This is a genomic window from Streptomyces sp. SS1-1 (genome assembly GCF_008973465.1).
In the GTDB taxonomy this organism is placed as follows: domain Bacteria; phylum Actinomycetota; class Actinomycetes; order Streptomycetales; family Streptomycetaceae; genus Streptomyces.
In genome coordinates, this window is the sequence record NZ_WBXN01000004.1 from 4,418,273 (window position 1) to 4,441,447 (window position 23,175).

Annotated in this window: 25 protein-coding genes; 13 read left to right on the forward strand and 12 right to left on the reverse strand. The window is 71.5% G+C overall.

The window, feature by feature from the left end:
- The first annotated feature begins 35 nt into the window (after positions 1-35).
- The 4 genes from F8R89_RS21765 to F8R89_RS21780 are packed head-to-tail and all read left to right on the forward strand — an operon-like array spanning position 36 to position 2,944.
- On the forward strand, positions 36-572 hold the full coding sequence (locus tag F8R89_RS21765; protein ID WP_151785505.1) for a phosphatase PAP2 family protein: 537 nt from the start codon (positions 36-38) through the stop codon (positions 570-572).
- Positions 565-1,557: a decaprenyl-phosphate phosphoribosyltransferase gene (locus F8R89_RS21770; protein WP_151785506.1), complete on the forward strand. Its 993-nt coding sequence runs from the start codon at positions 565-567 to the stop codon at positions 1,555-1,557. Before F8R89_RS21765 ends, F8R89_RS21770 begins: the two co-directional genes overlap by 8 nt.
- Positions 1,551-1,985 (forward strand): GtrA family protein, encoded by a 435-nt coding sequence (locus F8R89_RS21775; protein ID WP_151785507.1) that lies wholly within the window; start codon positions 1,551-1,553, stop codon positions 1,983-1,985. The genes F8R89_RS21770 and F8R89_RS21775 overlap by 7 nt, the downstream gene beginning before the upstream one ends.
- Positions 1,973-2,944 carry a YihY/virulence factor BrkB family protein gene (locus F8R89_RS21780; RefSeq protein ID WP_225994457.1) on the forward strand — a complete coding sequence of 324 codons (972 nt, stop codon included), beginning with the start codon at positions 1,973-1,975 and terminating at the stop codon, positions 2,942-2,944. The genes F8R89_RS21775 and F8R89_RS21780 overlap by 13 nt, the downstream gene beginning before the upstream one ends.
- Here F8R89_RS21780 and F8R89_RS21785 read toward each other — a convergent pair.
- Entirely contained in the window at positions 2,892-4,172 is a 1,281-nt protein-coding gene (locus F8R89_RS21785; protein WP_413251266.1) for a D-alanyl-D-alanine carboxypeptidase family protein, read from the reverse strand. The genes F8R89_RS21780 and F8R89_RS21785 overlap by 53 nt on opposite strands.
- Before the next feature lie 91 nt (positions 4,173-4,263).
- Here F8R89_RS21785 and F8R89_RS21790 point away from each other — a divergent pair, with 91 nt between their 5' ends.
- From F8R89_RS21790 to F8R89_RS21800, 3 genes are all read left to right on the forward strand, one after another.
- Positions 4,264-4,503, forward strand: a complete 240-nt coding sequence (locus F8R89_RS21790) for an SCO4848 family membrane protein (protein ID WP_062664383.1) — start codon at positions 4,264-4,266, stop codon at positions 4,501-4,503.
- A gap of 57 nt (positions 4,504-4,560) precedes the next feature.
- A complete protein-coding gene (locus F8R89_RS21795) occupies positions 4,561-5,889 on the forward strand; it encodes a metallophosphoesterase (RefSeq protein ID WP_151785510.1) in 1,329 nt (442 codons plus the stop codon).
- 197 nt (positions 5,890-6,086) lie between these two features.
- Positions 6,087-7,643, forward strand: a complete 1,557-nt coding sequence (locus tag F8R89_RS21800) for an ABC transporter substrate-binding protein (protein ID WP_151785511.1) — start codon at positions 6,087-6,089, stop codon at positions 7,641-7,643.
- 24 nt (positions 7,644-7,667) lie between these two features.
- Here F8R89_RS21800 and F8R89_RS21805 read toward each other — a convergent pair whose 3' ends face one another.
- Both F8R89_RS21805 and F8R89_RS21810 read right to left on the reverse strand, forming a co-directional pair.
- Positions 7,668-9,134 carry a sensor histidine kinase gene (locus tag F8R89_RS21805; RefSeq protein ID WP_151785512.1) on the reverse strand — a complete coding sequence of 489 codons (1,467 nt, stop codon included), beginning with the start codon at positions 9,132-9,134 and terminating at the stop codon, positions 7,668-7,670.
- Entirely contained in the window at positions 9,131-9,820 is a 690-nt protein-coding gene (locus tag F8R89_RS21810) for a response regulator transcription factor (protein ID WP_151785513.1), read from the reverse strand. The genes F8R89_RS21805 and F8R89_RS21810 overlap by 4 nt, the downstream gene beginning before the upstream one ends.
- 164 nt (positions 9,821-9,984) lie before the next feature.
- On the opposite strand from F8R89_RS21810, the gene F8R89_RS21815 reads away from it, so the two are divergent.
- Positions 9,985-12,396 (forward strand): MMPL family transporter, encoded by a 2,412-nt coding sequence (locus F8R89_RS21815; RefSeq protein ID WP_151788236.1) that lies wholly within the window; start codon positions 9,985-9,987, stop codon positions 12,394-12,396.
- A gap of 12 nt (positions 12,397-12,408) precedes the next feature.
- On the opposite strand, the gene F8R89_RS21820 is transcribed toward F8R89_RS21815, so the two are convergent.
- From F8R89_RS21820 to F8R89_RS21835, 4 genes are all read right to left on the reverse strand, one after another.
- Positions 12,409-13,173 (reverse strand): TetR/AcrR family transcriptional regulator, encoded by a 765-nt coding sequence (locus tag F8R89_RS21820; RefSeq protein ID WP_151785514.1) that lies wholly within the window; start codon positions 13,171-13,173, stop codon positions 12,409-12,411.
- Positions 13,174-13,316: 143 nt separating this feature from the next.
- Positions 13,317-13,805, reverse strand: coding sequence for a thiol-disulfide oxidoreductase DCC family protein (locus F8R89_RS21825; RefSeq protein ID WP_151785515.1), 489 nt, complete (start codon positions 13,803-13,805; stop codon positions 13,317-13,319).
- 12 nt (positions 13,806-13,817) lie between these two features.
- Positions 13,818-14,225: a hypothetical protein gene (locus F8R89_RS21830; protein ID WP_151785516.1), complete on the reverse strand. Its 408-nt coding sequence runs from the start codon at positions 14,223-14,225 to the stop codon at positions 13,818-13,820.
- 119 nt (positions 14,226-14,344) lie between these two features.
- Positions 14,345-14,755 carry a VOC family protein gene (locus F8R89_RS21835; protein WP_151785517.1) on the reverse strand — a complete coding sequence of 137 codons (411 nt, stop codon included), beginning with the start codon at positions 14,753-14,755 and terminating at the stop codon, positions 14,345-14,347.
- A 140-nt stretch (positions 14,756-14,895) separates the two neighbouring features.
- On the opposite strand from F8R89_RS21835, the gene F8R89_RS21840 reads away from it, so the two are divergent.
- The 3 genes from F8R89_RS21840 (at position 14,896) to F8R89_RS21850 (ending at position 16,252) form a co-directional block, all read left to right on the forward strand.
- A complete protein-coding gene (locus F8R89_RS21840; protein WP_151785518.1) occupies positions 14,896-15,363 on the forward strand; it encodes a TM2 domain-containing protein in 468 nt (155 codons plus the stop codon).
- A gap of 34 nt (positions 15,364-15,397) precedes the next feature.
- Positions 15,398-15,775: a DUF2752 domain-containing protein gene (locus F8R89_RS21845; protein WP_225994458.1), complete on the forward strand. Its 378-nt coding sequence runs from the start codon at positions 15,398-15,400 to the stop codon at positions 15,773-15,775.
- A 213-nt stretch (positions 15,776-15,988) separates the two neighbouring features.
- Complete coding sequence (locus tag F8R89_RS21850) at positions 15,989-16,252, forward strand: TM2 domain-containing protein (RefSeq protein ID WP_151785520.1); 264 nt, start codon at positions 15,989-15,991, stop codon at positions 16,250-16,252.
- 395 nt (positions 16,253-16,647) lie between these two features.
- Here the strand turns inward: F8R89_RS21850 and F8R89_RS21860 are convergent, their stop codons facing one another.
- From F8R89_RS21860 to F8R89_RS21880, 5 genes are all read right to left on the reverse strand, one after another.
- Positions 16,648-17,409, reverse strand: a complete 762-nt coding sequence (locus tag F8R89_RS21860; protein WP_151785521.1) for a succinate dehydrogenase iron-sulfur subunit — start codon at positions 17,407-17,409, stop codon at positions 16,648-16,650.
- Positions 17,409-19,163, reverse strand: a complete 1,755-nt coding sequence (sdhA, locus tag F8R89_RS21865) for a succinate dehydrogenase flavoprotein subunit (protein ID WP_151785522.1) — start codon at positions 19,161-19,163, stop codon at positions 17,409-17,411. The genes F8R89_RS21860 and sdhA overlap by 1 nt, the downstream gene beginning before the upstream one ends.
- Positions 19,164-19,186: 23 nt before the next feature.
- A complete protein-coding gene (locus F8R89_RS21870; RefSeq protein ID WP_151785523.1) occupies positions 19,187-19,669 on the reverse strand; it encodes a succinate dehydrogenase hydrophobic membrane anchor subunit in 483 nt (160 codons plus the stop codon).
- A gap of 5 nt (positions 19,670-19,674) precedes the next feature.
- On the reverse strand, positions 19,675-20,055 hold the full coding sequence (gene sdhC / locus F8R89_RS21875; RefSeq protein WP_078504082.1) for a succinate dehydrogenase, cytochrome b556 subunit: 381 nt from the start codon (positions 20,053-20,055) through the stop codon (positions 19,675-19,677).
- Between the two features lie 189 nt (positions 20,056-20,244).
- The gene (locus tag F8R89_RS21880; protein ID WP_151785524.1) at positions 20,245-20,769 is read right to left on the reverse strand and encodes a 2-oxo-4-hydroxy-4-carboxy-5-ureidoimidazoline decarboxylase; all 525 of its coding nucleotides are present in this window, start codon (positions 20,767-20,769) and stop codon (positions 20,245-20,247) included.
- A gap of 155 nt (positions 20,770-20,924) precedes the next feature.
- Here F8R89_RS21880 and F8R89_RS21885 point away from each other — a divergent pair, with 155 nt between their 5' ends.
- Positions 20,925-22,589, forward strand: a complete 1,665-nt coding sequence (locus F8R89_RS21885) for a beta-N-acetylhexosaminidase (protein WP_225994459.1) — start codon at positions 20,925-20,927, stop codon at positions 22,587-22,589.
- 77 nt (positions 22,590-22,666) lie between these two features.
- On the forward strand, positions 22,667-23,170 hold the full coding sequence (locus F8R89_RS21890) for a hypothetical protein (RefSeq protein WP_151785525.1): 504 nt from the start codon (positions 22,667-22,669) through the stop codon (positions 23,168-23,170).
- Positions 23,171-23,175: the final 5 nt, after the last annotated feature.

The window sequence follows — 23,175 nt, forward strand, 5'->3', positions numbered from 1 at the left end:
AATGACGGCCTCGTGGGCGTGAACAGTGGGTCCACATGGACCACCTCGACGCCATCGATCGGCAAGGCCTTCGGGGCGCGGACCACCGCATCCTGTCCGTCCTGCACGCCCGTGCCCGCGACCCGAGGGTCGCCGGCGCCGCCCGCGCCCTGTCCTGGACGGGCGAACACGGCGCGCTGTGGCTGGCGGCGGGCCTGACGGGTGCCGCCGTGGACGGCGGGCGGCGCGGCGCCTGGCTGCGCGGCACGGCGCTCACGGCCGGGGCGCACCTCGTCAGCATGGCGGTCAAACGGGTCGTGCGCCGCCCGCGCCCGGCGCACGTCGAACCGCTGGTGCGCACCGCCGGCCGGCACTCCTTCCCGAGCTCCCACGCCGCCTCCGCGACGGCCGCCGCCGTCGCGTTCGGGGCGCTCGGCGTGCCCGCGATCGCGCCCCTCGCCGCCGCGATGTGCCTGTCCCGACTCGTCGTCGGCGTGCACTACCCCTCGGACGTGGCCGCGGGCGCCGCCCTCGGCGCGCTCACGGCGGGCCTCGGAGCACGCTGGATGGGCAAGGGAGGCGTCCATGGCTGAGGCCGGGCCCCTGACGAGCACCGGACGCGCCGGGGAGGCGACGCTCCACGAGCAGCGCCGGCCGGCGCCCCGGACCGAGCCGTCCTCCGGCGGGCGCGGCCCGCGAGGCGTGGTGACGGGCTTGCTCAGGACCGCGCGTCCCAAGCAGTGGGTCAAGAACGTCCTGGTCGTCGCCGCCCCGGCCGCCGCGGGCCGGCTCTTCTCGGTGCACGCCCTGACCCAAGTGGCGCTCGTCTTCGCCCTGTTCACCGCCTGCGCCGCCGCCGTCTACCTGGTCAACGACGCCCGCGACGCCGACGCGGACCGCGCCCACCCCACCAAGCGCCGCCGCCCGGTCGCCGCCGGACAGGTGCCCGTCCCCGTCGCGTACGCCGCCGGAGGCGTCCTCGCCGTCCTCGGGCCCGCCCTCGCCGCCTGGCTGGCCTCCCCGGCCGTCGCGGCCCTGCTGGTGGCCTACCTGGGCATGCAACTGGCGTACTGCGTACGGCTCAAGCACGTCCTCGTCGCCGACCTCGCGGTCGTCACGACCGGTTTCCTGATGCGGGCCGTCGCCGGCGGGCTCGCGCTCGGCATCCCGCTCTCGCGCTGGTTCCTCATCACCACCGGGTTCGGGGCGCTGTTCATGGTGGCGGCCAAGCGGTACTCCGAGGCCGTCCAGATGGCCGGGAAGGCGGGCGCCACGCGCGCGTTGCTCACCGAGTACACCCCCGGCTACCTGCGCTTCGTCTGGCAGCTCGCGGCCGGCGTCGCCGTGCTCGGCTACTGCCTGTGGGCCCTGGAGGAGGGCGGGGTGCCGCACGCCAGCGTGCTGCCCTGGCGGCAGCTGTCCATGGTCGCCTTCGTCCTCGCGATCCTGCGGTACGCCGTGTTCGCCGACCGGGGCACCGCGGGCGAGCCCGAGGAGGTGGTCCTGCGCGACCGGGCCCTGGCGGTCATCGGGGTGGTGTGGATGACGATGTACGCGCTGGCGGTGGCCAATTGGTAGGGCCGCGACCCGCCCGCCGCGAGATCCTGGGGTTCGCCGCCGCCGGGCTCGCCGCCTACACCGTCGACCTCGCGCTGTTCACCGCCCTGCGCGGGCCCGCCGGACTCGGCCCGCTCACCGCCAAGAGCCTGTCCTTCCTCGCCGGCTGCAGCGTCGCCTACGCCGGGAACGCCCTCGGCACCTACCGGCACACCCGCCCGCGCGGGCCGCGCCCCTACGCCGCGTTCCTCGTGGTGAACGCCGCCGGGGCCGCCGTCCAGCTGCTCTGCCTGGCCGTGAGCCACTACGGGCTCGGGTTCACCTCCCAGCGCGCGGACACCGTCTCGGGGGCGGTCGTCGGCATGGCGCTGGCTACGGTCCTGCGGTTCTGGGGCACACGGACATGGGTGTTCCGTGCGGAGGGGAGAGTCGGATCGTGGACTGGCTGAAGAGACTCCCCGTCGTGGGGCCCTGGGTGGCCCGGCTGATGACCACGCACGCGTGGCGGTCCTACGAGCGCCTCGACCGGGTGAAGTGGACGCGGCTGGCGGCGGCGATGACCTTCGTCAGCTTCGTCGCGCTGTTCCCGCTGCTCACCGTGGCGGCGGCGATCGCGGCCGCCACGCTCAGCAAGGAGCAGCAGGACACGCTCCAGGACAAGCTGGCCGAACAGGTCCCCGGCATCTCCGACCAGCTCGACATCAACACCCTCGTGCAGAACGCCGGCACGGTCGGCCTCATCGCGGGCGCCGCCCTGCTGCTCACCGGCATCAGCTGGGTGGGCTCGGTGCGCGAGTGCCTGCGCGCGGTCTGGGAGCTGCCCGACGAGGAGGAGAACCCGCTGCTGCACAAGGCCAAGGACGCCGTCGTCCTGGTCGGCCTGGGCGGCGCGATCCTGGTGACGGTCCTCGCGTCCACCGTGGCCTCCGCGGCGGTCGGCTGGACGACCCGTCAGCTCGGTGTGGACGAGGCCGGCTGGGGCGGGGTCCTGCTGCGGGCCGCCGCCTTCCTGGTCGCGGTCCTCGCCGGCTTCCTGGTCCTGCTGTACGTGCTGACCCTGCTGCCGGGCGTCGAACCGCCGCGCCGCCGGCTGCTGGTGGCCGCCCTGATCGGCGCGATCGGCTTCGAACTGCTGAAGCTGCTGCTCAGCGGCTACATCCAGGGCGTGGCCACGAAGAGCATGTACGGCGCGTTCGGCGTGCCCGTCGCCCTGCTGCTGTGGATCAACTTCACGTCGAAACTGGTGGTGTTCTGCGCGGCCTGGACGGCGACCGGCAGCAAGGAGGCCGAACCGGTGGACGGGTCCGCGGCGCCGGAGACCTCCGGCGGCCCGGACCCGTCCGGCGGACCAGGGGTCAGGAACGGCCCCGGCGGCGCACCAGGTCGGGCAGCGGCCACCGGCGGTTGACCAGGAAGACGCCCGCGCCGAGCAGCGCGAGGACGCCCGCGGCGATGCCGAGCGCGACCCCGACGCCCCCCGACCCGCCGGCCGCGGAGGCGCCCACGGCGGGCTTGGCGGACTTCTCCGCGCCCTTGGCGCCCCCGGCCTCCCCGGACGTGCCCGCGCCGGGCTGCGCGGCGCCCTGGGCGCTCTTCGGCGCCACCAGCTCACCCACCGGCTGCACCTTGCCGGCCGCCTCGAAGCCCCAGTCGAACAGCCGCGCGGACTCCTTGTAGACCTCGTTGTGCTCCTTCTTCTCCGGGTTCATCACGGTGACGAGCAGCACCCGGCCGTCGCGCTCGGCGACGCCGGTGAAGGTGTGACCGGCGTTGGTGGTGTAACCGTTCTTCACCCCGGCGATGCCCGGATAGACCGACATGTCGTAGTCGCCGCGCAGCAGCCGGTTGGTGTTCTGGATCTCGAAGGACCCGCGCACCGACTTGCCCTTGCTCTTCTTCGTCGCCCCCGGGAACTTCGTGGTGACCGTCGAGCAGTACTCCCGGAAGTCCTTCTTCTGCAGCCCGGACCGCGCGAACAGCGTCAGGTCGTACGCCGACGACACCTGACCCGGCGCGTCGTAGCCGTCGGGGGAGACCACGTGCGTGTCGAGGGCCTGCAGCTCCTCGGCGTGCTCGTTCATCTCCCGCACGGTCTTGTCGACGCCGCCGTTCATCGCGGACAGCACGTGCACGGCGTCGTTCCCGGAGGCCAGGAAGACACCGAGCCACAGGTCGTGCACCGAGTACGTCTCGTTCTCCTTTATCCCGACCACGCTGGAGCCGGCGCCGACGCCCGCCAGGTCGGACACGGCCACCTTGTGCTCGGTGCTCTTCGGGAAGCGGGGCAGCACGGTGTCGGCGAACAGCATCTTCATGGTGCTCGCCGGGGCCAGCCGCCAGTGCGCGTTGTGCGCGGCGAGCACGTCGCCGGACTCGGCGTCGGCGACGATCCAGGAGCGGGCCGACAGGTCCTTCGGCAGGACGGGAGCGCCGCCCGCGAGGTTCACCTGGGTGCCGGGCCGGCCCAGCAGCTCCCCGCCCACCGTCGACATGTCCGCCGGGGGTGTGGCCGAAGGGCTCGTACTCGGCGACGGCCGGGGGGCCGCGTGCGCGACGGGCACGGTCAGCGCGAGGGACGACAGGACGGCGGAGGCGACCAGCAGGCCACGCCTGGCGGTCTTCGTAGGTGCGGGCACGAGCGGAAACGTACAGGGCGTTCCCATGGAAGTCCCGTTCCCGCCCCCACCCCGCTCCGTGCACCCGGCGGGGGACGGCGATACTGAGGACATGAAGCTCAGCCGCCCCGTCTCCTGGTTCCTGCTCGCCTTCGGAGTGTGGAGCTGGGTCATCTGGGTCACTTTCGTCAAAAACCTGATCAAGGACAGCAGCGGGCTCGCGTTCGAGGACGGGCAGCCCACGGCGTACTTCTGGGTGCATCTGCTGCTCGCCGTCGTCTCCTTCGTACTGGGGACGGTCGTCGGGGCCATCGGGTTGCGCGGAGTGCGCGCACTGCGCCGGACGTCATAGGAACTCGGCCACCGGGCCGGACGTTCACCGGGCACGTGAGGGAAAGGGAACGCCGGCGTGGTCATCGTCTTCGCGCTCGTCGCACTGCTCGTGCTGTCCGTGCTGGTGACGGGCAACTGGTGGGTGTGGCGCCGCCTCTTCCGCGACACGACCCGCGCTCCCGGGACCGTGCGCCGTGTGGGCGTGGCCGTGATCGCCGGTGGCTGGGCGCTGACGGTCGGCGCCCTGGTCGCCGAGCGCGCGGGAGCGCCCTTCTGGCTCCAGCGGACCCTGGCCTGGCCGGGCTTCCTGTGGCTGGCCCTGTCGCTGTACCTGCTGCTGTACCTCCTGGCCGGTGAGCTCGTACGGCCGCTGCTGCGCCGGTGGCTCGACCGGCGGGCGGGCGCCGGCGCGGCCGCGGCGCACCCCGGGCCGGACACCGCCGGGGCCGCCGCCCCGGCCACCGCGGCGGCCGCCCCGCGCGGCCCCCGGGGCGCGTCCCCGGCCACGGGCCGCGCGGCGGCGCTCACCGCCGACCCGCCCCCGGCCGGCCCCGACGGCCAGGACGCCCCCCGGCCCGAGCCCAGCCGCCGCCTGTTCGTCTCCCGGGTCGTCGCCGGCACCGCCGCGGCGGCCGCCGTCGGCACCGTCGGCTACGGCACCGGCACCGTGCTGCGCGGCCCGAGGGTCAAGCGGGTCACCGTGCCGCTCGCCAAGCTCCCACGCGCGGCCCACGGTTACCGGATCGCCGTCGTCAGCGACATCCACCTCGGACCGGTCCTCGGCCGGGGCTTCGCGCAGAAGGTCGTCGACACGATCAACGGCACCCAGCCCGACCTCATCGCGGTCGTCGGCGACCTGGTGGACGGCAGCGTCAAGGACCTGGGCCCGGCCGCCGCCCCCCTCGCGCGACTGAGGGCACGCGACGGCAGCTTCTTCGTCACCGGCAACCACGAGTACTTCTCGGGCGCCGCGCAATGGGTCGACGAGGTACGCCGCCTGGGCCTGCGCCCCCTGGAGAACGCCCGCACGGAACTGCCCCACTTCGACCTGGCCGGCGTCAACGACGTGGCGGGCGAGGACGAGGGGCAGGGCCCCGACTTCACGCGGGCGCTCGGCGACCGCGACACGGCACGCGCGTGCGTGCTCATGGCCCACCAGCCGGTCCAGATCCACGACGCCGTCGAGCACGGCGTCGACCTCCAGCTCTCCGGGCACACCCACGGCGGTCAGCTCTGGCCGGGCAGCCTCATCGCCGAGCTGGCGAACCCGACCGTGGCCGGACTGGAGCGCTACGGCGACACCCAGCTGTACGTCAGCCGGGGCGCGGGCGCCTGGGGCCCGCCCACGCGTGTGGGCGCCCCGTCCGACATCACCGTGATCGAGCTGGCGTCCCGTCAGGCCTGACCTGCGTGTGCCCGTGAGGTGACCGAATTGTGAAACCTGCTGGAAACGCCCGTAGGTAAGTTCTTTCTCATGTCGGCAGAATCCCCTTCCGCCCGATGAAACCCGTGTGATTAGGTGTGCCCGCCACTTAGGGGAGTGGCTGAAAAATAAACAGCTTCACGCGGGGGCCCTTCGGGGCCTGGGGAGAGGGCACACCCATGCGTACGGTTCGCATGCGGATTCTCGCGACGCTGCTCGTGCTGGCGGCCGTGGGAGTGGGTGGCTGGCAGTTGTTGCCGTCACAGCAGAACCAGGAACGAACCATCACGGTCGGCACGACGGACGCCGTCACCTCGCTCGACCCGGCCGGCGCCTACGACGCCGGCTCCTGGGCGTTGTTCAGCAACGTCTTCCAGTCGCTGATGACCTTCGAGGCCGGTGGTGTGACACCCGTCCCGGACGCCGCCGAGAGCTGCGGCTGGGTCGGCGACGACCTGCGGACGTACCGGTGCGAGCTGCGCGAGGGCCTCAGGTTCCCGAGCGGCCGGGAGATGACCGGGGAGGACGTCAGGTTCTCCTTCGACCGGGTCAAGCGGATCAACTCGGACGTCGGCCCGGCCTCGCTGCTCGACACGCTCGGCTCGGTGCGCGCGAAGGGCCGTACCGTCACCTTCCGGCTGTCGTCGCCCGACGCCACGTTCCCGCTCAAGGTCGCCACCGGCGCGGGCGCCATCGTCGACCGGGAGAAGTACCCGGCGGGCGAGCTGCGCACCGGTGACTCCGTGGACGGCACCGGCCCGTACACGCTGTCCGGCTACAGCGAGGGCAAGCAGGCCCGGCTCGACCCCAACCCCCGGTACAAGGGCGCGGTCGGCGGCGGCGCCACCCCGGTCGAACTGCGCTACTACTCCGACGCGGACGCCCTCGGCGACGCCTGGACCGACCGGCGGATCGACGTGGCCACGCGCACGCTGCCGCCCCGCGTCCTCGCCGGCCTCAACGCCGCCGACAGCGACCAGCGCGTGTCGGAGGCCGACAGCTCCGAGGTCCGCAACCTGTACCTCAACACCCGCGCCTCCTCCCCGCTGCACGACGTGCGGGTGCGCAAGGCCATGGCGTGGCTGCTGGACCGCGAGAAGCTGGCCGCCACCGTCTACAAGGGGACCGTCGACCCCCTGTACTCGCTGATCCCGACCGGCATCACCGGCCACACCACCTCGTACTTCGACGCCTACCCGAAGCAGAGCACCGCCAAGGCGCGCGCCCTGCTGGAGAACTCCGGGATCACCCTGCCGGTGCGCTTCACCTACGGCTTCGCCACCGGCCGCGGCTCCGGCGGCGAGGAGGCCGAGGAGATCAAGCAGCAGCTGGAGGCGAGCGGCCTGTTCAAGGTCGACGTCAAGGGCTACGAGTGGACCGACTTCCAGAAGCGCTGGGCGGGCGGCAAGCTCGACGCGTACGCGGTCGGCTGGGTCGCCGACTTCCCCGACCCGGACACCTACGGCGGCCCCCTCGTCGGCACCAAGGGCACCATGAACACCGGCTACAGCGACAAGACGGTCGACCGGCTGATCACCGCCAGCCAGCAGTACGCCGACCGCGCGCAGGCCACCCGGGACTTCCGGGACATGCAGGAGGCCGTCGCCCGGGACGTGCCGCTGATCCCGCTGTGGCAGGCCAAGGAGTACGTCGTCACCACCGAGGACGTCGGCGGCGGACAGTACCTGTCGGACGGCACCGGCGTGTTCCGGCTGTGGAGCCTCGGCTGGATCTGACACGGGACCACCCGGCCGGCGGTGTCAGGAGACGGGCACCGCCGGCAGGGTCACCGTGACCGCCAGCCCCTCACCGGGCGCCGTCCGCACGGCGACCTGACCGCCGTGCGCCTCCACCACGCCCTGCACGATCGCCATGCCCAGACCGCTGCCCGCGCCCCCGCCGGCCCGGAAGAACCGGTCGAACACGCGGGCCGCGTCCTCCTCGCACAGACCGGGCCCCCGGTCGCGCACACACAGCCGTACGGCCTTGTCGTCCCGCTCCACCTCCAGCCGCACCGGCACGTCGGCGGGCGTGTGCGTGCGGACGTTGCTCAGCAGATTGCCCAGCACCTGACGCAGCCCCGACTCGTCGGCGTGCACCAGGAGCGACCCCTCGGCGCCCACGGTCAGCGGCCGTTCGGGCTGCTGCACCCGCAGGTCCTCCGCCGCCTCCCGCACCAGCCGGCTCAGGTCCACGTTGCGGAACCGCAGGGCGGGCCGCTGGTCGAGGCGGGCCAGGGTGAGCAGTTCGTCGACGAGCCGGCCCATCCGGTCCACCTCGCCGTTCATCCGGTCCCAGACCCGTTTGCGCTCGGCCTGGTCCGGCAGCATCCCCTTGTCGTACAGCTGGAGATAGCCGCGGATCGCGGACAGCGGGGTGCGGAGCTCGTGCGAGGCGTCGCCGACGAAGCGCCGCAGCTGGGCCGCGCTGCGCTCGCGTGTGCGGTACGCCGACTCCACCTGGTGCAGCATCGAGTTCAGAGCCAGCCGCAGCTGCTCGACCTCCAGGGTGGCGTTGCCGCTGGAGGGGACGCGCCGGGTCAGATCGCCCTCGGCGATGGCCGACGACGTCTCCACCATGTCCTCCAGCGGCCGCATGCGCCGGCGCACGCCGAACATCGTCAGACAGCCCAGCAGGGCCAGCAGGCCGGTGCCGACGGCCAGGTCCATCTTGAGCGCCTTGCCCATGCCCTCGTGCAGGCCCTCGGTGGGCATGGCGATGAGGACGACCGTGCCGTCCGTCAGCCGGGCACCGGCCATCCGGTAGCGCTCGCCCTCGACGGTGACGTCGCGCGGCTCCTCGTCCGCGGCCAGCGCCCGCGGGTCGGACACGGACGACGCGAGGGCGTGCTGGCGGGGAGTGGGCCGCAGCGGGCCCAGGGCGACCGGCTCGCCGGTGGGGTCGACCGCGACGTAGACCATGGACGGGGTGGGCAGCGGGTCGGTGTCGGTGGCGCCGTCCCCGCTGAACCGGTCCAGGGCGATGCCCAGTTCGCTCAGCGACTCGATCTGGCGCAGCGTGAACCCGGCCTGGCCGAGCGTGCCGCGCGCGCTCTTCAGCTCGGTGTCGACCTTGTCGAGCAGATAGAACCGCGCGGTCATCAGGCTGACGGCGGTCGCGACGACGATGCCCGCGGCCAGCAGCGCCACGTTCACCAGGGTCAGCTTGCCGCGCAGCGAGCGTATGCCGCGGCGCCGGCACCGCTCCAGCAGGTGCCGGGCCCTCATGCCAGCCCGTATCCGACGCCGCGCCGGGTGGTGATCACCGGGGGCCCCAGGGCGTCCAGCTTGCGCCGCAGATAGCTGATGTACGTCTCGACGACGGTCGACTCCGGCGGAGTGTGCTCGTACTGCCAGACGTGGCGCAGGAGTTGCTCCTTGGGCACGACCCGGCCGCCGTTGCGCACCAGGAACCGCAGCAACGCGTACTCGGTCGGGGTCAGTTCGACCGTACGGCCCGCGCGGCGCACCGAGTACGTCGTCTCGTCCAGCTCCAGGTCGCCGTAGCGCAGCGGCGGGCGCTGCGGCAGGACGTCGGCGGGGCGGGTGCGGCGCAGCACCGCCGTGATCCGGGCGACGACCACGTCCACGTCGAACGGCTTGGTGATGTAGTCGTCGCCGAAGCCGAGCGCGCCGACGATCTCCGCCGGGGCGTCCCGCGCGGTGAGGAAGACCAGCGCCAGCTCGGGCCGGGTGCGCCGCAGTTCACGGCCGAGGGCGCGCCCGTCGCCGTCCGGGAGCATGACGTCGAGCAGCGCCACGTCCGGCCGGGTGTGCTCGGCGAGGGCGACCGCGTCGCGGACGGTGCCCGCCGTCATCACCTCGAACCGGTGGTAGCGCAGGGCGATCCGGAGGACGTCGGCGATGCTCTCCTCGTCCTCCACGACCAGCACGGTGCCTGAAGCCGTCGTCATGCCCCCAGTATCGGCGGGCCCGCGCGCGGCCGGGCCGGTTGCGTCTTTGGAGTTCCTTGAGAGTCATGGCCGTCGCCTGCCGCGAGGGCGGGCGCGCACCCAATGCTGGTGCGCAGGACCTGGGGGACCATCCGACCGACTAAGGAGCGTTGAGCGTGGCGGCATTGGCACGGTGGTGCTATCGGCACCGGCTGGTGGTCCTGTTGCTCTGGCTGGGGGCGTTGTTCGGCCTGGGCGCGGCGAGTTCGGGGGCGGGCACGAACTACGCGAACGTCTTCTCCCTCCCGGACACCGACTCGGCGACCGCGTACGACCTGATGGAGAAGGCCTTCCCGGAGCGCGCCGGCGACACCGACACGGTGGTGTGGAAGGTGGACGAGGGATCCGTACGGGACGCCTCCGTACGCTCCCGGATCGAACCCGCCCTGAAGGAGATCGGGCGGATGAAGGGCGTCGGCGAGGTCACCGACCCGTACGCGGAGCAGGGGGCCGCGCAGATCAGCCGGGACGGGCGGATCGCGTACGCGCAGGTCACCTTCACCGAGCAGGCCAACGCCGTCCCCAAGGAACTCATCGAGGACGTCGTGGACACCGCTCAGGCCGCCGAGCGGGACGGCCTGCGGGTCGAGCTCGGCGGGCAGGCCATCGCCCGCACCCAGGAGCCCCCGCAGGGCACGGCCGAGGCCGTCGGCATCCTCGCCGCCGCCGTGGTGCTGTTCCTCGCGTTCGGCTCGCTGTTCGCGATGCTGCTCCCCATCGTGGTGGCCGTCGCGGGCGTCGGCACCGGCATGATCGCCACGATGCTGATGAGCCACGTCACCGACGTGCCCGAGGTGGCCCCGCTGCTCGGCTCGCTCATCGGTCTCGGCGTCGGCATCGACTACGCCCTGTTCATCGTGACCCGGCACCGGCGCGGCATCCTGCGCGGGATGAAGCCGGAGGAGGCGGCCGTGACCGCCCTCAACACCTCCGGGCGCGCGGTGCTGTTCGCGGGCGGCACGGTGTGCATCGCGCTCGCCGGGATGCTCGTGATGAACATGCGGTTCCTGGACGGTGTGGTCATCGCGACCTCGCTCACCGTCGTCCTGAGCGTGCTCGCCGCGATCACGCTGCTGCCGGCCCTGCTGGGCCTGCTCGGCATGCGGGTGCTCAGCCGGCGGCAGCGGGCCCGGCTCGCCGCGGCCGGTCCGGAGCCCGCCGAGATCGCCGGGCTCGCGGCACGCTGGTCGGCGTACGTCCAGCGGCGTCCGCGTCCGGTCGTCGCCATGGCCGTCGTCGTCATGGCCGTCCTCGCGATCCCCGTGCTGTCGCTGCGGCTCGGCGCCACGGACCAGGGCAACCACCAGGAGTCCACGACCACCCGGCAGGCGTACGACCTGCTCGCCGAGGGCTTCGGCCCCGGCTTCAACGGGCCGCTCCAGGTCGTCGTCGAGGGCGAGGCGCCCGCCGGTCTGGTCGACGGCATCCGCGGCACCGAGGGCGTCGCGCAGGTCGCGCCCGTCCCGCCCGCCAACGGGGTCACCGTGATCCAGGTGGTGCCGGACACCTCACCGCAGTCCGAGGAGACCGACGCCCTGATCGACCGGCTGCGGGACGACGTGATCCCGGAGTCGGGCGCCGAGGCCCATGTGGGCGGGGTGACGGCCGTGTTCAAGGACTTCGCGTCGGTGACCGGTGACCGGCTGCCGTACTTCGTGGCCACGATCATCGCGCTCGGCTTCCTGCTCCTGCTGATCGCGTTCCGCTCGCTGGTGGTGCCGCTGACGGCCGCCCTGATGAACCTCATCGCGGCAGCCGCCTCCTTCGGCGTCCTGGTGGCCATCTTCCAGTGGGGCTGGGGCACGGAGCTGATCGGCGTCGGCAAGGAGGGCCCGATCACCTCGTTCCTGCCGGTCATCATGCTGTCCCTGCTGTTCGGCCTGTCCATGGACTACCAGGTGTTCCTGGTGAGCCGGATGCACGAGGAGTGGGTCCACACCAAGGACAACGCGCGCGCGGTGCGCGTCGGCCTCGCGGAGACCAGCCGCGTCATCAACTCGGCGGCGCTCATCATGATCTGCGTGTTCAGCGCGTTCGTCCTGAGCGGCGACATGGAGGGCGCGATGGCCGGCATCGGCCTCGCGGCGGCCGTCGCGCTGGACGCCTTCATCCTGCGGACCGCGCTGGTGCCGGCCGCGATGCACCTGCTCGGCAAGGCCAACTGGTGGCTGCCCGAGTGGATGGAGAAGCGGCTTCCGCACCTGGCCGTCGAACCGGCGGAGGAGCCCGCTCCGGCCGCGCCCGCGCCGGACGGCCCGGCCGGCACCTCGGTCGTGCACGGCTTCGTCCTCACCGCCGACGGCGAACCCGTCGACGGCGCCGCGGTGACGCTGCTCAGCAAGGGCGGACGGCAGCTGGACCGGGTGACGTCCCTGGCCGACGGGTCGTACATCCTCTCGGTGCCGGCGCCGGGCACCTATCTGCTGGCGGCGAGCGCACCGGCGTACGGGTCACGCGCCGCGCACGTCGTCGTGGCGGACGGGCCGCTGGTGCACGACGTCGAACTGACCGGGGACGAGGTCGACGCCGTCAACTGACCCGGCGATCCCTCAGGGGCGCTCGTCGCGGGCGGGCGCCCCCGGGGACTCCTTCGCCGGGTCCGGGATCATCCGGGTCATCCCCGGCAGGAAGTCCGTGAACAGGTCGTGCACCTCGCGCACCAGGGGGCGCAGCACCCGGAAGCGGGCCAGGGAGACCCCGCGCGCGGTGAGCCGGGCGCCGCGCTCGGCGAGCCGGTAGCTGCGCTCACGGCCCTCGGTCCGGTCGAAGATCCAGTACAGGACGAGTCCCATCTGGGACAGCCACATCAGCTCCGGCAGGATCTCGCGCAGTTCCTCCGGCACCTTCGTCCGGGTCGCGCCCGCCAGCACCTGCCGGTGGATGCTGATGGCCTCCTGGCGCGCGTGCTCCGACTCCTGCGAGAACGGGCTGAGCGGGCTGTCGGGGTCGGCGGCGTTCTTGAAGAACTGCACGGCGAACTCGTGGTACGGCGTGGCGATGTCCAGCCAGGCCCGCAGCACGCCCGCGAGGCGCGCCTCCAGGTCCGTCTCCCGGGCCAGGATGTCCCGGACCGCCGCCTGGTGCTCGGCGGCGATCCGGTCGTAGAAGCCCTGGATCAGGTGCTCCTTGCCCTCGAAGTAGTAGTACGCGTTGCCGACGGAGACCCCGGCCTCCTGGGCGATCGCCCGCATCGTCGTCTTGTCGTAGCCGCGCTCCTGGAACAGCCGCATGGCGGTCTCCAGGATCAGCGCACGGGTCTGCTCGGACTTGCTGGGCGTGTCGCCCGGCTCGGGGCGGTCGTTCTTCGAGGGCACGGAACGAGCCTAACCAGTGCCGATCAGGAGGACTGCGCCGCCTGGTAGAGGTTCTGCGCGTCGGCGCCGAAGTACGGGCCGTGAAGGCCGTATGCCGAACCCGTCCCGCCTCCGGGCGGTACGCGCCCCCTCGTGTCCCCGGTTCACGAGGGGGTCGCGCACTCCCCGTCGGCACAGCCCGGCGGGTGGTAGGTCCAGCCCGCCGTCCGGTCGTAGACCCATCCCTGGCCCTGCGGCCGCGTCCGTCCGCGGCCCTGCGCCCCGCGCCACGCGGCGGCCGCGAGCACGGCCCCCCGGGCGAGCCGCGCCCCGCTCGGGGTGCTCAGGCGGTGCGCCAGCGTCCGGTGCCTGCGCAGCGCCCACAGAGTGACGATCCAGGCGGCGGCGCCCCGGTACACCTGCCCGGCGTCCCCGACGACGGTGATCTCGTCGAGCGTGGCCCGGTGGTCGAGGCCGGGGAAGCGCCGGCGGGCCTCGGCGGACCCGGCAGGCACCGTCTCCAACGGCACCCACTTCGGCTGCCGTACGAGCCAGTCGCGGACGAAGGTGCACAGGGAGCACTCGGGGTCGTACAGGACGGTCAGCGCGCGGACCGGTGTCGCGGCGGCCCTCTCAGGCGTCTCGGCTGGCATGCCGGGCCCCGCTCAGGCCTCGGCCGACGGGGCGATCCAGCCCTGCGGCGCGACTGGCGGCAGCTGCTCGCGCTCCATCACCCCGCGCCGCCGGATCTTGTTGAGGACGTAGACGTTGGCGAGGTGCATGAACCCGAGCACGAGCAGGACCACGCCGAGCTTGGTCGACAGGGCCTCGAAGATGCCGCGGGTGTCGGCGACGGTGCCGTCGTCGCTCAGATACAGCGCGACGAAGCCGAGGTTGACGAGGTAGAAGCCGACCACCAGCAGGTGGTTCACGGCGTCCGCGAGCTTCTCGTTGCCGTGCAGGACGTCGGCGAGGAAGATCCGCCCGTTGCGGCTGAGCGTCCGGGCCACCCAGACGGTGAGCCCGATGCTGACGGCCAGGTAGATGACATAGGCGATGACCGTGCGGTCCATGGCCCGACCCCCTCTTGAACGTGTTCAAATCTCTGACACGGATGACAGTAGACCTGTGTTTGAACACGTTCAACTCGCGGGCGTGAGGCGTGCGTCACGCCGTCAGGAGGCCCTACCCGTCAGGGCCTTCGGCCCAGTTCCGGACGCTTGGTGTAGTCCGTGAGACCGATGACGTTCCCCCAGGGGTCGGCGATCTCCACGGTCCAGCCGGTGGCCGTCGAGAACGGCTCGTCCAGCGGCTGCGTCCCCGCGTCCCGCAGGATCCGCGCCGCCGCCCGTGCGTCCGGCACCTCCAGCCACACGCGCGCGGACGGCCACGGCGGGGTGCGCCGCCCGAACCCGTCCTCGTGCCGCAGCAGGATGCCCGGCGTCTCGCCCCCCACCTTCAGCAGCGCGATCCCGGCATCGTCGAGCCGGAACCCGACGGTGAACCCGGCCCGCTCGTAGAACCCGACGGCCTCGGCGATGTCGCCGACCGGCAGCAGCACGTTGTCGAACCCGAGCAGCTCGTACGAAGAATCGTCTGACATGCCGTCAGATAGTAGGCGCCGCGACCCGGAAATCCGGTGAAGGGCACCCCGGTCCGCGCGTGGCGGGATTCCTGCTGCAAGATGTCCTGCATCCATTCGCCTGCGGATGATCCGATTGACAGACTTCGGGGGAACTCGCCTTGTCCGAAACGCCACAGCAGCCCCAGCCCGATGAGGCGCAGTCCCATGGGCCGCAGTCCCATGGGCCGCAGTCCCATGGGCCTCAGCCCGGCAACCCCGGGCCCTACGGGTATCCCCAACCCGGCCAGCCCCCTTACCCCGGCTACGGCCAGCCCCCGTACCCCGGCTACGCCCAGCCCGGTTACGGATACATCCCCCCCGGTTCCTTCACCGGCGACCCCCAGGCCCCTTACGGATACGACGTGTTGGGCCGCCCCTACTCCGACAAGTCGAAGGTCGTCGCGGGCGTCCTCCAGCTCACCCTGGGCAGCTTCGGCGTCGGCCGCTTCTACATCGGCCATGTCGGTATCGGCCTCGCCCAGCTCTTCACTTGCGGCGGCCTGGGCATCTGGGCGCTGATCGACGGCATCGTCATGCTGGTCAGCGACGGCAAAACCGACAGTGACGGGCGGGTCCTGCGTGGCTGACGCCGGGCGCCTCTCCGCGAGGTGCCCGGCCGCCTTGCGGCATCCGGCGGCAGCCCCCCTGGCAACGCTTGCCGCGGGTGCGGCCGGCTCCGCGTATCTGTACGGCACCGATCCGCACGAGTCCGGTCACTGGCTTCCGCGGTGCCCGTTCCGGCTGGTCACCGGTCTGCTCTGTCCTGCCTGCGGCGGCACCCGCATGGTGTACGACCTGATGCACGGTCACCTGGCCCAGGCATGGCTGGACAACCGGTTCCTGTTGCTCGCCTCGCCGTTGGCGCTCGCGCTGTTGGGCCGCTGGGCGTGGGAGGGCCTGCGCGGGCGCGCCTGGCGGCCGCGTCTGGGGACGAAGGGAGTGGCCGGCGTCCTCGGGATCGCGGTGGCGTGGACGGTGCTGAGGAACGTCGTCGGCTGAGTTTGATCACGGATCAGGAACGATGGATCTTCACCTCTCCCCCATTTCCCTCCGCTGTACCTAAGCTCACCGGTCACAGGGGGGATGTCCTGGCACGGCTGAGCTGTGCGAGGGCGTCGGTCGGCAGCTGCGGACATCTCAAAGCGCGTTTCGCGACGTCATGCGTCCCTTCTGCACTCCCCGTTCAGACATGCAGCACAGGAGCCAGTCGCCATGACCGTCCCCACCCCGCAGGCCCCCTACGGCGTCGACCCGATGGGCCGGCCCTACTCCGACAAGTCCAAGATCGTCGCCGGTATCCTCCAGCTCTTCCTGGGCACCCTGGGCATCGGCCGCTTCTACGTCGGCTCCGTCGGCGTGGGCGTCGCGCAGCTCCTCACCTGCGGAGGCCTCGGCTTCTGGGCTCTGATCGACGGCATCCTGTTCCTCACCAGCAACGACCGCACCGACAAGGAAGGCCGCGTCCTCCGCGGCTGACCTCCCCACCCGCAACGCCTCTCGCCCCGCCGATCACTCGACCTGCGGGGCGGAGTCAGCTCCCGGCCTCCAGAACGGCCGCCACGTCCAGCGTGACCTCGGCTCCGATCGAGTCGGGAAGGGTCACGATCTCGCCGGGCGGACACGAGGAGCCGGCCCCCGATGATCTCGACGCTGTAGCCCGGATTGCGGTCCATGAGGTGGATCGCCTCCGCGATCAGCGGACGCTCGTGGTGGGGCCGCTGTGCCTCCCAAGGGCTGGTGTCGAGACCATCAGGGTAGGGCGGCAAGGCCCTCACGTCGGTCTCCGTCGCATTCACCCGTAGGTGTGGCATCAATACGAGGGCCCCGTTTCCGATGGAAACGGGGCCCTCGGTCGCACAGATGCCAGGTGATCAGTAGCGGCGCGTGATCAGGGCGCGCTTGACCTCCGCGATCGCCTTCGTGACCTCGATGCCGCGCGGGCAGGCGTCCGTGCAGTTGAAGGTCGTGCGGCAGCGCCAGACGCCGTCCTTGTCGTTCAGGATCTCCAGGCGCTGCTCGCCGGCCTCGTCACGCGAGTCGAAGATGAAGCGGTGCGCGTTGACGATGGCCGCCGGGCCGAAGTACTGGCCGTCGTTCCAGAAGACGGGGCACGACGACGTGCAGGCGGCGCAGAGGATGCACTTCGTGGTGTCGTCGAAGCGCTCCCGGTCCTCCGCCGACTGCAGACGCTCGCGCGTGGGCTCGTTCGTGTCCTTCGTGATGAGGAAGGGCATGACGTCCCGGTACGCCTGGAAGAACGGCTCCATGTCGACCACGAGGTCCTTCAGGACCGTGAGGCCCTTGATGGGCTCGACCGTGATCGGCTTCTCGGGGTTGATGTCCTTGATCAGCGTCTTGCACGCCAGGCGGTTCTTGCCGTTGATCCGCATCGCGTCCGAGCCGCAGATGCCGTGGGCGCACGAGCGGCGGAACGTCAGCGTGCCGTCCAGCTCCCACTTGATCTTGTGGAGGCCGTCGAGGACGCGCTCCTTGGGGTCGATCTCCAGCTGGAAGTCTTCCCACACCGCCTCGGCCGAGACCTCCGGGTTGAAACGGCGGACCCGGAACGTGACCGTGATGTAGGGGGAGGCGTCGGACTGCGCCTCGGCCTTGTCCAGAACGGGGGTTGCCATCAGTACTTACGCTCCATCGGCTGGTAGCGGGTCTGGACGACCGGCTTGTAGTCGAGACGAATGGACTCCGTGCCGTCGTCGCCCACCTCGCGGTACGCCATGGTGTGGCGCATGAAGTTGACGTCGTCGCGGTTCGGGTAGTCCTCGCGGTAGTGACCGCCGCGGGACTCCTTGCGGGCCAGCGCGGAGACCGCCATGACCTCGGCCAGGTCGAGCAGGTTGCCCAGCTCGATGGCCTCCAGCAGGTCCGTGTTGAACCGCTTGCCCTTGTCCTGGATCGAGACGTTCTTGTAGCGCTCGCGCAGCTCCGCGATCTTCTCGACCGCCGTCTTGATGGTCTGCTCCGTGCGGAACACCATGACGTTGGCGTCCATGGTCTCCTGGAGCTCCTTGCGCAGGGTCGCCACGCGCTCGGTGCCCGTGGACGTGCGCAGCCGCTCGACCTGCTCGAGCACCAGCTCGGCGGGGTTCTCCGGCAGCTCGACGAAGTCGGCCTTCTGGGAGTACTCGGCGGCGGCGATGCCCGCGCGCTTGCCGAACACGTTGATGTCCAGCAGCGAGTTGGTGCCGAGGCGGTTCGCGCCGTGCACGGACACGCAGGCCACCTCGCCGGCCGCGTACAGACCGGGGACGACGGTGGTGTTGTCCGCCAGGACCTCACCCTCGACGTTGGTCGGGATGCCGCCCATGGCGTAGTGCGCGGTCGGCTGGATCGGGATCGGGTCCGTGTAGGGCTCGATGCCGAGGTAGGTGCGCGCGAACTCCGTGATGTCCGGGAGCTTGGCGTCCAGCTGCTCCGGCGGGAGGTGCGTCAGGTCCAGGTAGACGTGGTCGCCCTCGGGACCGCAGCCGCGGCCCTCGCGGATCTCCGTGTAGATGGAGCGCGAGACGACGTCACGCGAGGCGAGGTCCTTCATGACCGGCGCGTACTTCTCCATGAAGCGCTCGCCGTCCTTGTTGCGGAGGATGCCGCCCTCACCGCGGGCGCCCTCCGTCAGCAGGATGCCCATGCGCCAGATGCCGGTCGGGTGGAACTGGAAGAACTCCATGTCCTCCAGCGGGATACCGCGCCGGTAGCAGGCGGCCTGGCCGTCGCCCGTCAGGGTGTGCGCGTTGGACGTCACCTTGAAGAACTTGCCGGTGCCGCCGGAGGCGTAGATGACCGACTTGGCCTGGAAGACGTGGATCTCACCGGTCGCCAGCTCGTACGCCACGACACCGGCGGACTTCCGGACGCCGTCGACCTCGGTGATCAGCTGGTCCAGGACGTAGAACTCGTTGTAGAACTCCACGCCCTCCTTGACGCAGTTCTGGTACAGCGTCTGGAGGATCATGTGGCCGGTGCGGTCCGCGGCGTAGCAGGACCGGCGGACCGGGGCCTCGCCGTGGTTGCGCGAGTGACCGCCGAAGCGGCGCTGGTCGATCGTGCCGTCCGGCGTGCGGTTGAACGGCAGGCCCATCTTCTCCAGGTCGAGGACGGAGTCGATGGCCTCCTTCGCCAGGATCTCGGCGGCGTCCTGGTCGACCAGGTAGTCACCGCCCTTGACGGTGTCGAAGGTGTGCCACTCCCAGTTGTCCTCCTCCACGTTGGCCAGCGCGGCGGCCATGCCGCCCTGCGCGGCGCCCGTGTGGGAGCGGGTGGGGTACAGCTTGGTCAGCACGGCGGTGCGGCTGCGCTTCGTCGACTCGATGGCCGCGCGCATACCCGCGCCACCGGCGCCGACGATGACGGTGTCGTACTTGTGGATCTTCATGGTCGGTTACCTCAGCCCCGTGCCTAGCGGATGTTCGGGTCGAAGGTGAAGATCACCAGCGTGCCCAGCAGGATGGTGAACACCGTGGCGGTGTAGAGCAGGCCCTTCAGCCACAGCCGGGTGTTCGCGCGCTCCGCGTAGTCGTTGATGACCGTGCGCAGACCGTTGGCGCCGTGGAGCATCGCGAGCCAGAGCATCAGCAGGTCCCAGACCTGCCAGAACGGCGAGGCCCAGCGGCCGGCCACGAAGGCGAAGCCGATCTTCGAGACGCCGCCGTCCAGCACCAGCTGGATCAGCAGGTGGCCGATGACGAGGACGACCAGCACGACGCCGGACAGGCGCATGAACAGCCAGGCGGCCAGCTCGAAGTTGCCCCGGGTGGACCGGGGGGTCTTCTTGGTCCGCTTGCGCGGCGCCTCGATGAGCGGGGCCGGGTTGTCGACGTTGTAGAGCGAGGCGCCCTCGACCGGGCCGATCCCGGACGCGGTGGTTTCAGTCGTGGACATGTGCGTCAGCTCCCGAACAGTTCACGAGCGGCGTGGCCGAGGACGGGGTAGATCGCCCCGAGCATGAGCACGAGCCACAGACCGACGACGGACCAGAGCATCTGCTTCTGGTAGCGCGGGCCCTTCGACCAGAAGTCGACGGCGATGACGCGCAGGCCGTTGAGCGCGTGGAACAGGATGGCGGCGACGAGGCCGTACTCCAGCAGCGCGACGATCGGCGTCTTGTAGGTGGCTACGACCTTGTCGTAGTCCTCGGGGGAGACACGGACGAGAGCGGTGTCCAGCACATGAACGAACAGGAAGAAGAAGATGAGGACGCCGGTGACTCGGTGAGCCACCCAGGACCACATTCCTTCCCGGCCGCGGTACAGCGTTCCAGCCGGCACGGAAGTCCCTCCGGGAGCGGGGTATCGGGGCCTGCCGGCTTGTGCTGTCGGTCGGGCCCGGCCGGGTACGGTCCACCGGCCCCCAGCATCGTAGCGACGGTTGCCTGCGGCGCTTACGCCGGGCCTGGCGGTGTGATCAAACTGGCACGCGGATGGTCCATTCGCGGCCTGTGCGCCGGGATGCCCGTCTCAGGCGAGATGGCTGACCAGCCGCCCCTTCGCGAGCCGCCGTAGTTCCTCCGCCGCGAGGACCCTTTCTTCCTCCGGATCGTTTGCCAATCGTGACCGGATGCCTGCCAATACATGGTCCAGGCTCTCGGTGTGCGTCAGGCCGTCCAGGCAGATAATGAACCCATGCCCGAATTTGGCCTCATACGCGGCGTATGCCGCGCTCAGGGCGGTGTGTGCCGCCGAGTAGACGTCCTCCGGCAGGAACGGCAGCCCCTCCGCCGCCAGCGCGTGCGACAGCTCCGCCGGCGTCAGGTCGTACGCGGCCTCGTCGCAGGCGGCCAGCAGGGCGCCGATGTCGGGGTAGGGGCGGTGGTCCGCCACCCGATCGGCCCAGCGGGCGCTGTGCAGGCAGGTCAGAAGGGTGGCCCGGGCCTCGTGCGGGGGAGCGGAGTTGAACGGCTCCAGCCCGCCCGGGGGCGGTGTACGGGTCTGTTCGGGCAGCGCCGGTATGGCGACTCGGCCGGGAAGATGTGTGGGCGTCACGTGGGTTTCGGCAGGGGATTCTGGGAGAGGCGTGGCGCCACGCTACCGACTGTGGACGTGAGGTGTCCGACCGATGCCCGAATTTCAGCCGAACGGGAGAGTTTCAGAACGTGTGCTGGACGGCTGACAGTGTCCGCAGGCCCTAGGTTGGCGCCGTGAGTCAGCACAGGCGCCGGGCACCGGCGAAGAAGGCCCTGAAGAACACCTGGGTGCTGATCGTCGCGGTGGTCCTCGTGACGGTCGGCGCCGGCGTGGGCATCGCCCTCCTCGTGAGCGGCGGCGACGACGACCGGGCCGGATCGGGACAGCGGTCCGCCTCCGGCGCCTCGGAGGGCGTCCCGGCCGGGTCCGACGGCGCCACCCCCTCGCCCAGCCGGACGTACCCGCTGTCCAAGGCGCCCGCGACGATCCCCGCCGTGCGGTCGCACACCGCCGCGCGCGGGCCCGGCTGGCGGCCCGCCGACAAGAACCGCGTCGTCGTCAGCGACGACGAGCTCGCCGACGAGGGCAAGCTCATCGCCGGCGAGCTGGGCATGGACTACGCGGGCCGCAAGGACGACGTCCGCGCCGGAGACGTACGGCTGTCGCTGAACGACGACGAGGGCGCGAACCCGGAGTCGTACACGATGACCGTCCGCGACGGGCGGGTCGTCATCAGCGGACCCGGCGAGGCCGGCGTCTTCTACGGCACCCGGACGCTCAAGCAGGAGGTGCACGGCGGCGGCACCGCGCCCGAGGGCGTCGTGCGGGACGAGCCCGCCAAGCCGGTGCGCGGCCTCATGCTCGACATCGCCCGCAAGCACTTCACCGCGGACTGGATCGAGGACCGGGTGCGGGAGCTGGGCGACCTCAAGTACAACCAGCTCGGCCTGCACTTCTCCGACGACCAGGCGTTCCGCATCGAGTCCACCTCGCACCCGGAGATCGTCTCCAAGGAGCACCTCACCAAGGCGCAGGTCCGCAAGATCGTGAAGCTGGCCGAGAGCCGGCACATCACGGTCGTCCCGGAGATCGACTCGCCCGGGCACCTCGGGGCCGTCATCGCCGCCCACCCCGACCTCCAGCTGCGCAACGTGAACGGGGTGGCGACCCGCGGCGCCGTGGACATCTCCAAGCCCGCCGCCGCCGAGATCGTCGACGACCTGCTCAACGAGTACGCCGGGCTGTTCCCCGGGAACCAGTGGCACCTCGGCGGCGACGAGTACCAGGCGCTGGTCGTCTCCAACCCCGAGGCGTCCTACCCGCAGCTCGCCCGCGCCGCCCGGGACGCCTTCGGCGCCGGCGCCGGCGTCGCCGACCTCGCCACCGCGTGGGTCAACGACCGCGCCGACACCGTCCGCGCCCACGACCGCACGCCCCGCGCCTGGAACGACGGCTTCTTCCGGGACACCAAGGTCACGGTCGACAAGGACGTCCAGGTGGCGTACTGGACCGGCAAGGAGATCGGGGCCCGCACCCCGGACCAGTACCTCGCCGAGGGACGCAAGGTCATCAACTACAACGACGAGTTCCTCTACTACGTGCTCGGCGAGCCGCAGACCTTCGTCTATCCGACGGGCGAGCGGATCTACCAGCAGTGGACGCCGCGTGTGCTGCGCGGGACCACGGCCGTCCCCGCCAAGTACGACGGCCAGATCCTCGGCGCCTCCTTCGCCGTCTGGTGCGACATCGCGAGCGCGCAGACCCAGGCCCAGGTCGCGGACGGCATCCGGATGCCGCTGCGGGCGATGATGCAGAAGACGTGGGACCCGGGTGAGCCGGACCTGTCCTGGGCGCAGTTCAAGGCCCTCGCCGACCGGCTGGACCGCCCCGCGAGTTGACCCGAACGCCTGCGCACCCCCGTACGAATGTGGTGTATTCGGCCCGAGCCGACACCGATCAGCCGGGGGGACGCCGGATGGGCTACTGGGGTTACTTCGTCGTGGGCCGCGGGGAGCGGCCGCTGGCGGAACGGGACGCGCTGTCCGGCGCCGAGGGGATGACACTGCGCGAACGGGCGCCGGACAACTGGCAGGTGTGGGAGTACCCGAGCGGGGACGCCGGGATCGCGAGCATGAACGACCTGGCCGCCGAGACCGGGGCCCCCGCGCTGTTCGGCTATGTGATGGACAGCGCCTGCGTCGTCGTGGAGGCGGCCGCTCCGCACAGCGGCGCCTGGACCACCTGTCTGGCCCGGGCCGCGACGGCCCGCCTCCTCGGCGCCGGGGAGGACGGGCCCTCCCTGGAGGACTACTTCCTCGAACCGGCCGACGCCGCCGAGCGGGCCGTCGCCTGGGCCGCCGAGGCCGGGCACGAGGTGAACGCCGGCGCGGTGCTCGACGTACTGACCGCCGAAGCGGACTCCGTGGCCGAAAACCTCTTCTTCCGGCTGCTCGACCGGCTCGGCGTCGTCCCGCTGTGACACTC